The sequence below is a fragment of the Krasilnikovia sp. MM14-A1004 genome (genome assembly GCF_047159485.1).
In the GTDB taxonomy this organism is placed as follows: Bacteria; Actinomycetota; Actinomycetes; order Mycobacteriales; family Micromonosporaceae; genus Actinoplanes.
Window position 1 is genome coordinate 1,049,406 of sequence record NZ_AP038773.1, and the last position, 13,500, is coordinate 1,062,905.

General features: G+C 73.9%; 12 protein-coding genes. 8 read left to right on the forward strand and 4 right to left on the reverse strand.

Translation table 11 applies throughout. The features are described 5' to 3' along the window. Nucleotides 1-133: 133 nt before the first annotated feature. Together ACMCNN_RS04935 and ACMCNN_RS04940 are read left to right on the forward strand one after the other, a co-directional pair. Complete coding sequence (locus tag ACMCNN_RS04935) at nt 134-1,723, forward strand: ATP-binding protein (RefSeq protein ID WP_412744983.1); 1,590 nt, start codon at nt 134-136, stop codon at nt 1,721-1,723. 100 nt (nt 1,724-1,823) lie between these two features. Continuing rightward, complete coding sequence (locus ACMCNN_RS04940) at nt 1,824-2,210, forward strand: response regulator (RefSeq protein WP_412744984.1); 387 nt, start codon at nt 1,824-1,826, stop codon at nt 2,208-2,210. Here the strand turns inward: ACMCNN_RS04940 and ACMCNN_RS04945 are convergent. Next, nucleotides 2,196-3,650 carry a glycoside hydrolase family 3 N-terminal domain-containing protein gene (locus ACMCNN_RS04945; protein WP_412744985.1) on the reverse strand — a complete coding sequence of 485 codons (1,455 nt, stop codon included), beginning with the start codon at nt 3,648-3,650 and terminating at the stop codon, nt 2,196-2,198. The two genes, ACMCNN_RS04940 and ACMCNN_RS04945, sit on opposite strands and share 15 nt — an antisense overlap. A 191-nt stretch (nt 3,651-3,841) precedes the next feature. Between ACMCNN_RS04945 and ACMCNN_RS04950 the strand changes: the two genes are divergently transcribed. The 3 genes from ACMCNN_RS04950 to ACMCNN_RS04960 are packed head-to-tail and all read left to right on the forward strand — an operon-like array spanning nt 3,842 to nt 6,836. Beyond that, the gene (locus ACMCNN_RS04950; RefSeq protein WP_412744986.1) at nt 3,842-5,020 is read left to right on the forward strand and encodes an ROK family transcriptional regulator; all 1,179 of its coding nucleotides are present in this window, start codon (nt 3,842-3,844) and stop codon (nt 5,018-5,020) included. Then, nucleotides 5,017-5,889 carry an ABC transporter ATP-binding protein gene (locus ACMCNN_RS04955; RefSeq protein ID WP_412744987.1) on the forward strand — a complete coding sequence of 291 codons (873 nt, stop codon included), beginning with the start codon at nt 5,017-5,019 and terminating at the stop codon, nt 5,887-5,889. The genes ACMCNN_RS04950 and ACMCNN_RS04955 overlap by 4 nt, the downstream gene beginning before the upstream one ends. Before the next feature lie 50 nt (nt 5,890-5,939). Beyond that, nucleotides 5,940-6,836 carry a ribokinase gene (locus ACMCNN_RS04960; protein WP_412747060.1) on the forward strand — a complete coding sequence of 299 codons (897 nt, stop codon included), beginning with the start codon at nt 5,940-5,942 and terminating at the stop codon, nt 6,834-6,836. A gap of 2 nt (nt 6,837-6,838) precedes the next feature. Here ACMCNN_RS04960 and ACMCNN_RS04965 read toward each other — a convergent pair whose 3' ends face one another. The 3 genes from ACMCNN_RS04965 to ACMCNN_RS04975 all read right to left on the reverse strand — a co-directional run bounded on the left by ACMCNN_RS04965 (nt 6,839) and on the right by ACMCNN_RS04975 (nt 8,778). Next, nucleotides 6,839-7,792: a methyl-accepting chemotaxis protein gene (locus tag ACMCNN_RS04965; protein ID WP_412744988.1), complete on the reverse strand. Its 954-nt coding sequence runs from the start codon at nt 7,790-7,792 to the stop codon at nt 6,839-6,841. Beyond that, complete coding sequence (locus ACMCNN_RS04970; RefSeq protein WP_412744989.1) at nt 7,789-8,331, reverse strand: PAS domain-containing protein; 543 nt, start codon at nt 8,329-8,331, stop codon at nt 7,789-7,791. Before ACMCNN_RS04970 ends, ACMCNN_RS04965 begins: the two co-directional genes overlap by 4 nt. Before the next feature lie 84 nt (nt 8,332-8,415). Continuing rightward, a complete protein-coding gene (locus ACMCNN_RS04975) occupies nt 8,416-8,778 on the reverse strand; it encodes a MauE/DoxX family redox-associated membrane protein (protein WP_412744990.1) in 363 nt (120 codons plus the stop codon). 173 nt (nt 8,779-8,951) lie between these two features. Here ACMCNN_RS04975 and ACMCNN_RS04980 point away from each other — a divergent pair, with 173 nt between their 5' ends. The 3 genes from ACMCNN_RS04980 to ACMCNN_RS04990 all read left to right on the forward strand — a co-directional run bounded on the left by ACMCNN_RS04980 (nt 8,952) and on the right by ACMCNN_RS04990 (nt 13,500). Continuing rightward, on the forward strand, nt 8,952-9,725 hold the full coding sequence (locus tag ACMCNN_RS04980; protein ID WP_412744991.1) for an enoyl-CoA hydratase/isomerase family protein: 774 nt from the start codon (nt 8,952-8,954) through the stop codon (nt 9,723-9,725). Between the two features lie 75 nt (nt 9,726-9,800). Then, nucleotides 9,801-11,810 (forward strand): Hsp70 family protein, encoded by a 2,010-nt coding sequence (locus ACMCNN_RS04985; RefSeq protein ID WP_412744992.1) that lies wholly within the window; start codon nt 9,801-9,803, stop codon nt 11,808-11,810. 70 nt (nt 11,811-11,880) lie between these two features. After that, nucleotides 11,881-13,500: an acetolactate synthase gene (locus ACMCNN_RS04990; RefSeq protein WP_412744993.1), complete on the forward strand. Its 1,620-nt coding sequence runs from the start codon at nt 11,881-11,883 to the stop codon at nt 13,498-13,500.

The following is a 13,500-nucleotide window of genomic DNA, read 5'->3' on the forward strand; positions in this document are numbered from 1 at the left end:
GACAGTTGCCGTTGCGCGAACGGCCGGTGGTCGGCGCGGCTAGGCTCCCCGCGAGGGCTATGTCGCGGATACCTGGCGGGCGCTACTTCGTGGCCCTCGGGGGGATGTGATGGAGGTCGGCTGTGGCGACGCCGTGACGCATGACCCGCAGGCAGTGCTTGCGGCCGCGCTGGAGGCGTACGTCTGCAGCGACGCGACGGGGCGGGTGGTCAGCTGGAATCCCGCCGCCGAGAGCACCTTCGGCTATACGTCCGAGGAGGCCTGCGGGCGCCGGATCGAGGAACTGATCATCCCGGAGCGGCACCGCGCGGCGCATCGCGCCGGACTGGCCCGGCTGGCCGCGGGCGAACCCGGCCGGGTCCTCGGTGAGCGACTTCAGCTGTCCGCGCTGCACCGCGACGGTCACGAGTTCCCGATCGAGATGACCCTGACGGCCACCCACGAGCCGAGCGGACGGCTGTACCACGCGTTCGCGCACGACGTGACGTCCGCGCACCGGGCCGGCCTGTTCCTCGCGGCCGAGTCAGCGGTCGCCCGCGGCCTGGCCGAGGCGCACTCCAGCAGCAGCGCGGCGGCCCGGGTGGTCGAGGCACTCGGCGTACGGATGGGCTGGCCGGTCGTCGAGCTGTGGCTGGTCGACGAGAGTCGTCAGCTGCTGTGCTGCGAGGCCCGGCACGTCGCGCCCGGCCGCGCGCTCGGCGCGTTCGCCGTCGAGGAGATGGAACCCGGCGACGGCCTGCCCGGACGGGTGTACCTGAACAACCAGCCGCGCTGGATTCCCGACCTGGCCGTGGACCCCGGATCGGTGCGCAGCCGCGCCGCCGCCCGTGCGGGACTGCACATGGCCACCGGCGTGCCGATCTGCGCCTTCGACCAGTCCCTCGGGGCACTGTGCGTCTACGGCGACCGCGTCGAGGATTCCCAGGACGCCGTCATCGCGCTGCTGTCCGGGCTGGCCACCCAGGTCGGGCAGTACCTCGACCGGCGCCGCGCGGAGGAACTGGCCGTCGAGCTGGCCCGCACCAAGGACGAGTTCCTCACGCTCGTCACGCATGAACTGCGTAACCCGCTGTCCGTGATCACGGCGACCGCGTCGGTCGCCGAGGAGGAACTCGGCAGCGTGCCGCTGGAGGACCAGCGCACCTACCTGCGCACCATCGCGCGCAGCGCGCAGCGGCTGTCCGTCATGGCCGAGGACCTGCTGGACCTCGCGCGCCTCGAATCCGGCCATCTGGAGATACGTCCGGAGCCCACCGATCTGAGCGAGATCATCGAAGCCGCGGTGCAGGCGCTCGGCACCCACGCCGCGGACAAGGACCTGACCGTCACGGTGCGGGTCCCGCGCGAGCTGCCGCTGTACGCCGATCCGCACCGGCTGCGCCAGGTCGCCGACAACCTGCTCTCCAACGCGATCAAGTACACCCCGGCCGGCGGCGCGGTCACGGTCACCGCCGACACCGACGGATCGGCCGAGGGCATCACCTGGAGCGTTGCCGATACCGGTATCGGCATACCGCAGGCAGACCGCCCGCGGTTGTTCCGCCGCTTCTACCGTGCGTCGAGCGCGGTGGACAAGCGGATTCCGGGCACCGGGCTGGGCCTGGTGATCACCCGCGCCATCGTCGAGCGCCACCACGGCACCATCGAGCTGGCCGACCGGCACGGCTCGAGTACCACGTTCGTGATCCAGCTACCCACCAAACCACCACAGTCGTCCGAGTAGCGGCGGGATTCGGCGGGTCACCACCCGACAGCGTGGAATTCGCGCGTCGGCCGGATGTCGCCCTCCGGTCCGGCAATGCTGCGGCGAGGACGGTGATCAGATGGCAGTGCTTGTGACGGCGGAAGACGACGACGACATCCGGTTCGTGATCCAGCGGGTTCTGCGCAACGCGGGGCACACCGTGATCGACACCGGGGACGGCGTCGAGGCGCTGGCGGCGGTGCGGGAGCACCATCCGCACGCCGTGGTCACCGACTTCCGCATGCCGCGGATGGACGGCCTGCAGTTGTGTCAGGCGATCCACGACGACCCGGAACTGCGGCACATTCCGGTCGTGGTCGTCAGCGGCTCGATCGAGGCGTACACGGCGCAGGACCTGGAGTGTTTCGACGGGGTGGTGAGTAAGCCGTTCGTGCCGGGTGAGCTGCTCAGCCACGTGAACGAGGCGCTCGCCGGTGCGGCGGACCAGCCTCTAGCCGACGGCTAGGCCCAGGGCCACCGCGGCGGCGCGGCCGTTCGCGCGGCTGGCACCGTACGTGGTGACGAACGCGCGGACGCCCGCCGGGCGCCAGGTCGAGGGCCAGCCCATCTCGACCACCACGACCGGGCGGGCGGCGGCCAGCCACTCGATCAGCGTACGGGCGGCCGGGGCCCGGTGGTGGTGCCGTCCGACCACGACGATCGGCCGGTCGCCGGCCCGGTCGACCAGTGCCTCCGGTGATGCGTCGGCGGCCACCACGGTGATCTGCTCCGTGCCGTTCAGGTGCGGTTGCAGGCCCCACGGCACCCGGCCCTCGGCGATCGAGTGGCCGGACGCCAGCTGCACCACGAGTGGGCCGGTCAGGCCGGCCAGCGAGCCCTCGACCCGGACCGCGCGACGCGCCGCGGCGTACCCGAGATCGGTGTCGACCGGCGCGATCCCGTCGCCCGACTTCGCCCAGGCGGCCAGCGCGGCGGTGCGCTCCGCGGCCTCCTCCAGACGGGCCGCCGCCAGGCGGCCGTCGCGCACCCCGGCCACGATCTCGGCGGCGACCGCCTCGACCAGGGCGTGATCCACCTCGGCACCGACGCAGAGCAGGTCGGCCCCGGCGGCGAGCGCGCGGACGGCCGCCCTGCCGATGCCACCGGCGGCCCCGGCGGCGCCGCGCATCTCCAGGGCGTCCGTGACCACCGCTCCACCGAAGCCGTACTCGTGGCGCAGCAGGTCGGTCACGGCCGCGCGGCTGAACGTGGCCGGGCCGTCGCCGGTCAGGTCCGGCACCCGGATGTGCGCGGTCATCACCGCCTGGACGCCGGCCGAGACGACCGCCGCGAACGGCGGCAGGTCCCGCTCGCGCAGCACGGCCAGCGGCGCGTCGACCGTGGGCAGTTCCAGGTGGGAGTCGGCGATCGTGGCGCCGTGGCCGGGGAAGTGCTTGGCACAGGCGGCCACGCCGACGCCCTGCAGGCCCGCGACGGCGGCGGCCGCGTGCCGGGCCACCCGGGCCGGGTCGGCGCCGAAAGAGCGGGTGCCGATGATCGGGTTGTCGTCCGCGGTGTTCACGTCGACCGTGGGGGCCAGGTTCAGGTTCACGCCGGCGGCGGCCAGGTCGGCGCCGATGGCCGCGTACACCGATCGGGTGAGATCCACGTCGTCGACCGCACCCAGCGCGGCATTACCCGGGTACGGGCTGCCGGTCCGGTGCGCCAGCCGGGTGACGTCGCCGCCCTCCTCGTCGATGGCGATCAGGACGTCCGCCCGCGCCCGGCGCAGCTCGGCGGTGAGCCCGGCGACCTGGTCGCGGTCGGCGACGTTCCCGCCGAACAGGGTGTGACCGGCGAGCCCCTCGTCGAGCAGGGCCAGCGCCCAGTCCGGAGCGGCGGTGCCGGGGAAGGCGGCCAGCAGGGTCCGCAGGGCGAGGCGGCGCAGTGCGGGATCGATCGCCATGGGTGTCCTTCCGTTCGCGGGTCCGGCCGTTCGCACCCTGGTCCTCCCGGACCATGAACTGTCATGATCGCCGGGTGTCGATAGGCCACGTGCCGCAGTCGGGTAGCGTGCCGACCGTTACGCTGCGGTCACGTGATGTGCGCCGCAACTGTAATAGGAAACAATCCTAAATACTAGGGGACAGAGGAGCTATGGCAGCCACCCGCCTCCCGGGGACCCCCCGGCTGTTGCGCGCGCTCAACGACCGCGCGGCCCTCGAACTGCTGCTGACCCGTGGCCCACTGACCCGCGCCCAGCTCGGCGAGATGACCGGCCTCAGCAAGGTCACCGCCTCGCAACTGGTCGAACGGCTGGAGGAGCGCGGCCTGGTGCGCCGCGTCGGGGAGCAGGCCGGTGGCCGCGGGCCCAACGCGCAGCTCTACGCCGTCACCCCCGGCAGCGCGCACGTCATCGGCGTCGATGTCGGCCCCGACCGGGTGCTCGCCGCGTGCGCCGACATCACCGGGGCGATCATCGGCCGGGTCGAGCTGTCGACCAAGGACACCGACGACCCCGTCGGGGTCGTGCACAGCGCGGTCGTGCAGGCCGCGGCGCGGGCGGGCGCCGACATGAGTTCCGTACGCCGGGTGGTGCTGGGCACGCCCGGCCTGGTGGACCCGACGACGGGCGAGATCTCCTTCGCCTGGGACCTACCGCGCTGGCACCGGGGCCTGCTCGACGAGCTGCGCAAGGACCTGAGCACGCCGGTGGTCTTCGGTAACGACGTGAACCTCGCCGCGGTCGCCGAGGCGCACACCGGCGCGGCCGTCGGGGTCGACGACTTCGTGCTGTTCTGGGTCGGGCGCGGCGTCGGCCTGGCCAGTGTCATCAACGGCCGGCTGCACCAGGGCGCCTCCGGCGCGGCCGGGGAGATCGGGTACCTGCCGGTGGCCGGGGCCGAGATCCCGCGCCACGCGTCCCGGCACGGCGTCAAGGGGGCGTTCCAGACGATCGCCGGGGCCGACGCGGTCAAGGCCATCGGCAGGGAACACGGCTTCAAGGGCGCCGGCGCCGCCGACGTGGTGCGCGCCGCGGTCGCCGCGGGCGAGTCCGGGGAGCCGGTCCTCGATGAGCTGGCCCGGCGTCTCGCCCTCGGTGTCGCCGCCACCTGCGCCGTCCTGGACCCGCCGCTGATCGTCCTCGGCGGCGAGGTCAACCAGGCGGGCGGCGTCGCCCTGGCCGAGCGGGTCGAACGGGAGGTCGCCACGATCTCCCTGGTCTCGCCGCGCGTCGTGCTCAGCGAGGTGGCCGCCGAGCCGGTGCTGACCGGGGCGCTGCGTACCGCGCTGGACGCCGTACGCGATGAGGTGTTCGGCTCCACCACCGGATGAGCACGCCCCGGCACGTTGTCGGAGCCGGACCGGGTGCGTGGTTGGATGGAGCCGTGCTCGACGCTGCCGCACCCACGCCCCCCGACGCCGACACCGTCCTCAAGTTCGACCGAGTGAGCGTGATCCGCGGCGGCAACTTCCTGGTCCGCGGCCTGTCCTGGCAGGTCGAACTGGACGAACGCTGGGTGGTGCTCGGCCCCAACGGCGCGGGCAAGACCACCCTGCTCAATCTCGCCTCGGCCCGGCTGCACCCGTCGCGCGGCACGGCGTGGGTGCTGGGTGAACGGCTGGGTCGCACGGACGTCAACGAGCTGCGTACCCGGGTCGGGTTGACCACCGGGTCGTTCGCCGACCGGCTGCCGCCCACCGAACGCGTGCTCGACGTGGTGGTGACCGCGGCGTGGTCCGTGACGGGCCGGTGGCGCGAGGAGTACGACCCGCAGGACGAGGCCCGGGCCCGCGCCCTGCTCGACCAGGTCGGCATGGGCCCGCTGGCCGAACGCGAGTTCGGCACCCTGTCCGAGGGCGAGCGCAAGCGCACCCAGATCGCCCGGGCGCTGATGACCGACCCAGAGCTGATGCTGCTCGACGAGCCGTCGGCCGGGCTGGACCTGGGCGGCCGGGAGGATCTCGTCGCCCGGCTCACCGACCTGGCCCTCGATCCTGACGCGCCGGCCATGGTGCTGGTCACCCACCACGTCGAGGAGATCCCGCCCGGCTTCACCCACGCCATGCTGCTGCGCGAGGGCACCGTCGTCGCCGCCGGCCTGCTCGGCGAGACGCTGACCGCGGAGAACCTGTCCAAGACCTTCGGCCTGCCGCTGGTGGTGCAGCGCACCGCCGACCGGTACACCGCCCGCGGCGCGTGAGCGAGTGCACCGAGCGCAGCGAGGGCCGCGAGCGCACGCAAAAGCCAGCACTGCGTGAACCGGGGATCGTCGTTGCCGGCAGCGCCAACATGGACCTGGTCGGCCTCGCCGAGCGGCTGCCGGTGCCGGGGGAGACGGTCCTCGGGGACGACTTTCTCATGGTCCCCGGCGGCAAGGGCGCCAACCAGGCCATCGCGGCGGCCCGCGCGGGCGGCCGGTGCACGTTCCTCGGCGCCATCGGCTCGGACGCGTTCGGGGTGTCGCTGAAGGCGCGGCTGACCGCGTCCGGGGTGGACACGACCCACCTGCGGGTCAGCTACGGCTCCTCCGGGGTGGCGGTCATCATGGTGGACCGCCACGGCGAGAACTCGATCATCGTGAGCCCCGGCGCGAACAGCACGTTCACCGACCTCACGGCGGCGGAACGGGCGGCGATCGGCGACGCCGACGTCCTCGTCTGCCAGCAGGAGATCCCGGTCGCGACCGTCACCGAGGCCGCCCGGGTGGCCCGCGCCGCCGGCACCCGGGTGGTGCTCAACGCCGCCCCGGCCCGGCCCCTGCCGCCGGAGTTGCTGGCGGCCGTGGATCTGCTCGTGGTCAACGAGAACGAGGCCCGCGCCGTCACCGGGCTGCCCGAGCCGGACCTGGGCGCGCTGCTGGCCCTGGCGCCCCTGGTGGTGCTCACCCTCGGCGCCGACGGCGCCCGGTACGCCGAACGCGACGGCCGCGACGAGCGGATTCCCGCGTACCGGGTGGAGGTGGCCGACTCGACCGCGGCGGGTGACGCGTTCACGGGCGCGCTCGCGGTGGCCTGGGGTGAGGGCCGTGACCTGGTCGAGGCGGTCCGGTGGGCGGCCGCGGCGGGCGCGGTCTGCGTGCGTACGGTCGGTGCCTCGGTGTCGCTGCCCACCCGCGCCGACATCGACGCGCTGTACGGCGGCGGCTGAGCTCAGCCCTGCCGGGCCGTGGTGACGAAGCGGTTGACCTCGCTGCGCAGCACCTCGGCCAGCTGGGACAACCCGGTCGTGCCGACCGAACCACCGCCGTCCACGGCGACCGCGATGCCGTTGACCAGGCCACTCATCTCCCGGATGTTGCCCGTCACGGCCTCCAGCACGGCGATCGCGTCCGCGGCCGCCTGCTGCACCGTGCTGACCTGGGTCATGATCTCCTCGCTGGAGCTGCTGGTCTCGTTCGCCAGCGTCTTGACCTCGCCCGCCACCACGCTGAAGCCGCGACCGGCCTCCCCGGCCCGGGCCGCCTCGATCGTGGCGTTCAGCGCCAGCAGCCGGGTCTGCGACGCCACCTGGTTGATCAGGTCGACCGCGTGCCGGATCTGCTCGGACGAGCTGCGCAGCGAGCCGACGGTCTCCAGGCCGCGCTCGGCATCGGCCACCGCGTCGCGGGCGAAGTCCGCCAGCCCCTTGGCCGACGCGCCCATCTCCGTGGCCGCGGTCGCCACCTGCTCGGAGACCGTCAGGACGGCCGACTCCAGCTCGTCGGCCAGCGCCACCCGGGACTGCCGCGCCTCGACCAGGTGGTCCGCGGAGCTGCTCATCGCGTCGGTCGACCGGCTGATCAGCTCCGCGCCCTGGCGGAACGACCCGAGCAGGCCCCGGGTCAGGAAGCGGCGGTGGAACCGGCCGTCGGCGGCGGCCGCCAGCGCGGCGCTCGATTCCCGGACGTACGCGTCGATGATGTCCAGCAGTCCGTTGATCGCCGTGCGCGCCGCCACGTCGACCTCGGCGTGGCCCAGCGGGGGCAGGCGCGCCTCCAGGTCACCGCCCTGGGCGCGGCGGCACACCTCGGCGATGAGCCGCAGCGCCGTGGTGGCCTCCGCCGGGGGCTCGGGCAGCGGCTCCGCCCGATGCCGCACGGCGGTGCCCTTGGCCCGGTGCTTCACGGTTGGCCCTTGTTCGTGAGCTCCCACACGAACTCCTCATAGGTCTGTCCGCGCTCGACCAGCTTCTGCTCCAGCAGGACGGCGGATGCCGCCACGGCCTGACGTGCCCCGGCGTGCCGTTGCTCCTCGGCGCGCAGTTCCGCGTACAGCTCCGTCACCGCGGCGACCGCGGAGGCGTCCGGGGTGCGCCGGTTGGAGTGGTAGCCGACCACCTGCCCGGTCACGTCGATGGTCGGGGTGACGTGAGCGAACACCCAGTAGTGCGCGCCGTCCACGGCCAGGTTCTGGATGTAGGCGAACATCTCCTGGCGCATCTCCAGGGTGTCCCAGAGCAGCTTGAATACCGCGCGCGGCATGTCCGGGTGGCGGATCACGCTGTGCGGGTAGCCGATCGCGCCCTCCTCGGTGAGCGCGGAGACCCGCAGAAAGACATCATTCGCGTACGTGATGATGCCGCGCGGGTCGGTCTTCGTGACGATGAGTTCGTCGTCGCCGAACGTGCGCGCGATGCCGGTCGGGCGTACCTGGGTGGCTGTCATGGTGCACTGATCCTCGCCCGTCCGGACGCCGGTGCGGGGCGGTTTCGCGAACTCGGCCGGGCCACCCCGCCCGCGGTCTCCCGCTCAGCGCGCCGAGCGGGCCACCCGCAGCGCCCACCAGACCAGCGGCACCTGCAGCGGCAGCCGGGCGTACGCGGCGCTGCGGTACACCGGTGGGGCGTGCCGCCAGTCGACGGCCATCTTGACGTTGGCCGGGAACACCGCGACGAACAGCGCGGCCGCCGCCAGCGCGCCGTGCCGACGGGTGCCCGGCCGGGTCAGGGCCGCGGCCACCGCCAGCTCCGCCGCCCCGCTCAGGTACGTCCAGGTCCGGGGGCTGCCGGGCAGTGTCCGCGGCACGATCCGGTCGAACGGCTCCGGTCGCGCGAAGTGACCCACGCCGGAGGTGGCCAGCAGCGCCGCCAGGGCGATCACCTCCCGCTTCACCGCGGCACCGGACCGACGGCCCGCTGGCTCCGGCCTCCTATGCGGATGCCGGACGATGTCACGACGTCTCGGTCCGGGTAGTAGGTGATCAATCCTGCCTCCTCCACAGCCGGCAACACCCTATCGGGTACCCGTCGTAGGCTGACCTGAATCGACATTCAGGAGGCGGCAGCGTGGGCGACTTCGTACGGCTCGAGACCACCGACGGCATCGGCACCATCAGGCTCGAACGACCCCCGATGAATGCGCTGAACACGCAGGTCCAGGAGGAGTTGCGGGCGGCGGCGCAGGCGGCGGAGCAGGACCCGGAGGTGCGCGCGGTCATCGTGTACGGCGGGGAGAAGGTGTTCGCGGCCGGCGCGGACATCACGGAGTTCACCACCACCAGCTACCAGGACATGACCGTACGTGCGGCGGCGCTGTCGTCGGCGTTCGACGCGGTCGCCCGGATCCCCAAGCCGGTGGTCGCCGCGATCACCGGGTACGCCCTGGGCGGCGGCTGCGAGCTGGCCCTGGCCTGCGACTGGCGCGTGGTCGCCGACGACGCGAAGCTCGGCCAGCCGGAGATCAAGCTCGGGCTGATCCCGGGCGCCGGTGGCACCCAGCGGCTGGCCCGGCTGGTGGGCCCGGCCCGCGCCAAGGACCTGATCTTCTCGGGCCGGATGGTCGACGCCGACGAGGCGCTGCGGATCGGCCTCGCCGACCGGGTGGCGCCCGCCGCCGAGGTGTACGAGACCGCGGTCGAGCTGATCCGGCCGTACCTGAATGGTCCCGCCCTGGCCCTGCGCGCCGCGAAGCTGGCGGTCGACGGCGGCCTCAGCATGGACCTGGCCGCGGGTCTGGCCTGGGAGAGTCAGCTGTTCGCGGGCCTGTTCGCCACCGACGACCGGGTGGAGGGCACGACCGCTTTCGTGCAGAAGCGCAAGCCGAAGTTCACCGGCCGCTGAGGTGTGCGGGCCGCCGGATGACCACCCCCATGCGGGGAGATCATCCGGCGGCGGGCACCGCCTAGACTGACGCGCATGTCCTCCGACCAGGGCCGGTCTCGGCGGCACGCGCTCGGCGTCGACTTCGGCACCTCCAACACCGTCGCCGTGGCCCGCTGGCCGGACGGGCGGGCCCGGCCGATCCTCGTCGACGGCTCTCCGCTGCTGCCCTCCGCCGTGTACGCCGAGCCCGACGGCCAGCTGATCGTCGGCCGCGACGCCGTGCACAGCGCCCGGCTGGAACCGGCCCGCTTCGAGCCCAATCCGAAGCGCCGCATCGACGACGGCACGGTGCTGCTCGGCGATCACGAGCTGCCGGTGGTGGACCTGATCGCGGCCGTGCTGGCCCGCGTCGCCGAGGAGTGGCACCGGGCGGTCGGCCCGGTACGCCCCGACGTGACGCTCACCTGCCCCGCGACCTGGGGCGCCGCCCGGCGGGGCCTGCTGGCCGAGGCCGCCGCCCGGGCCGGGTTGACCGGTGCCCGGCTGGTCGCCGAGCCGGTCGCGGCCGCCACGTACTTCGCCGAGGTGCTGGGGCGCGATGTGCCGATCGGCTCGGTCGTGGTGGTGCACGACTTCGGGGCGGGCACCTTCGACGCCAGCGTGGTCGCCCGTACCGGCGAGGGGTTCGAGGTCATGGCGGTCGACGGCCGCGACGACATCGGCGGGCTGGACGTGGACGCGGCGATCGTGGAGCACCTCGGCGCGTACTGTGCCGAGCGTGACGCCGCCGCCTGGCAGCGCCTGGTCGAGCCCACGACGGTCGAGGAGCGGCGCGCCCAGCGCCAGCTGTGGGACGACGTACGGGTGGCCAAGGAGCGGCTGTCCCGGACCCAGGCCGCGGATCTCGTGGTGCCGCTGCTGGGGCTGGAGGTGCACCTCACCCGCGACGAGCTGGAGGCGCTGGCCCGGCCGGTGCTGGAGCAGACCGTACGGGTCACCGCCGAGCTGCTGCGCTGGGCGGACCTGCCGGAGGGCCGCCTGGCCGGGGTGTTCCTGGTCGGCGGGGCGAGCCGGATCCCGCTGGTGGCGACGCTGCTGCACCGGGCCCTCGGCGAGGCGCCCGTGGTGATCGAGCAGCCGGAGCTGGTGGTGGCCGAGGGCAGCATCCTGGCCGACGCCGCCCTGCTGGCCGCCGAGCCCGCCGCACCGGGGCCGACCGCCGAGATCCGGCTGATGGCCGCACGCCGCGCCGAGGCGACCCGCCGCTCGGCCGGGGTCGACGACGCGGAGACGGTGTTGTCGGGGTTGCGCCCGCCTGCCGGGGTCGACGACGCGGAGACGGTGTTGTCGGGGTCGCGCCCGCCTGCCGGGGTCGACGACGCCGAGACGGTGTTGTCGGGGTCGCGTTCGCCCGCCGGGGCGGGCGATGCGGAGACGGTGTTGGGGTCGCGTTCGCCGGGTGATGTCGATGACGCGGAGACGGTGTTGTCGCGGCCGCGTCCGTCCGCCGGGGTCGATGACGCCGAGACGGTGCGGTCCGGGCCGCGCGGGGCCGACCTGCCGCCACCGGCCGTGGACCCGTGGCCGCACGCGGATCCGGGGCCGTGGGTGCCCGATCCGGACGCCACGGTCGCCTGCGAGCCGACCCCGCTGCCCGGCCCGGCGACGCGGCCGCTGTCACCGGCGGCCGGACGGGCGAGCGCCAGCACCGCGCCGACCCGCCCGCCGTCCCGGTCCCGTTCCGGTACGACCCGGGCGATGCCCACGGCCACCCGCGCGAAGCGGTCGGCCGACCCGGTGTCATCCGCCGCCCGGCCCGTGGTCGGGGCCGTGCCGCCCGCGTCGCCTCCCCAGCCGCCCGCGTCGAAGGGCCGCCGGAAACCGGCGCCCGCACCCGAGCGGCGTCGGCCCCGTCGCCGTAGCCGGTTCGTGCGGTTCCTGCAGTTCCTGCTCAGCGCCGCGGTACTGCTCGCGGCGCCGGTGGCCGCGCTGGTGGTGGTGTACGCGATGAAAACGGACCAGTCGGTCCGCGACGCGGCCTACGAGCTGGCCCGCGACGCGTACCACCTGTTCCGTCAATGGAGCGGTGGGCGAACCACTTAGGTGAGTCGGATTCATCTTTCGCTCGCGGCCCGGTAGCGTGCACCCGGAGACCCCAAGGACGGGAGCGGACATGGCGGACAAGATCGAGGGCCACGGCGGAGATCTCGCGCTGGCGACCCTGCGGGCGTACGGCGTCACGGAGATGTTCACCCTCTCCGGCGGCCACGTCTTCCCGCTGTACGACGCAGCGCACAAATCCGGCTTCCCCCTCTACGACGTCCGGCACGAGCAGTCCGCAGTGTTCGCCGCCGAGGCGGTCGCCAAGCTGCAACGCCGTCCCGGCCTCGCGGTGCTCACCGCCGGTCCCGGCGTCACCAACGGCATCTCCGGCCTGACCAGCGCGTTCTTCAACGCCTCCCCGGTGCTCGTGATGGGTGGCCGGGCACCCGCGTTCCGCTGGGGCGCGGGCAGCCTGCAGGAGATCGACCACATCCCGCTGGTCGCCCCGGTCACCAAGTACGCGGCCACGGTCACCGACACCGACACCATCCCGGCGGAGGTGGCCCGCGCCCTCGACGCGGCGCTGACCGCGCACCGCGGCCCCGCCTTCCTGGATCTGCCGCTCGAGGTGCTGTTCTCCTCCGGTGACGCGGCCGCGCCCGCTCCTTCCGTACCCGTGATCGAGGCCGACCCCGACGAGGTGGCCCGGGCCGCCGCGCTGCTGGCGGGCGCCGAGCGTCCGGTGATCATCGCGGGCTCCGACGTCTGGACCGGCGACGCGGTCGACGCACTGCGCGCCGCCGCCGAGGCGCTGCAGGTGCCGGTGTTCACCAACGGCATGGGCCGGGGCGCGCTGCCGCCCGGCCACCCGCTGGCGTTCGCCCGGGCCCGGCGCCCCGCCCTCGACGGCGCCGACGTCGTCGTGGTGGTCGGCACCCCGCTGGACTTCCGGCTCGGCTTCGGCGAGTTCGGCGACGCGCAGGTGGTGCACGTCGTGGACGCGCCCAGCCAGCGCGCCACCCACGTGACCCCGGCCGCCTCACCGGCCGGTGACCTGCGGGCGATCCTCACCGCGTTCGCCGATCACACGGGCAGCCGCACCGACCACACCGACTGGGTGGCGGGGCTGCGCACAGCCGAGGACGCGGCGAAGGCGCGCGACGCCGAGGCGATGGCCGCCGAGACCGACCCGATCCGCCCGGCGCGCATCTACGGCGAACTGCGCCGCGTGCTGGCCGCGGACGCGGTGACCATCGGCGACGGTGGCGACTTCGTCTCGTACGCGGGCCGTTACCTGGAGCCCGCCCAGCCCGGCACCTGGCTCGACCCCGGCCCGTACGGCTGCCTGGGCACCGGCATGGGATACGCCATGGGCGCCAGGGTGACCTACCCCGACCGGCAGATCTGCGTCCTGATGGGCGACGGCGCCGCCGGATTCTCCCTGATGGACGTCGAGTCCCTGGTACGCCAGAAGCTGCCCGTGGTCATCGTGGTCGGCAACAACGGCATCTGGGGCCTGGAGAAGCACCCCATGCAGGCCATGTACGGCTACGACGTCGCGGCCGACCTGCAGCCGGGCCTGCGCTACGACGACGTGGTCCGGGCGCTGGGCGGGGCCGGGGAGACCGTGGAGAAGTCCGCGGATCTGGGCCCGGCGCTGCAGCGGGCGTTCGACGCGGGTGTGCCGTACCTGGTCAACGTGCTGACCGACCCGACGGACGCGTACCCGCGGTCGTCCAACCTGGCCTGA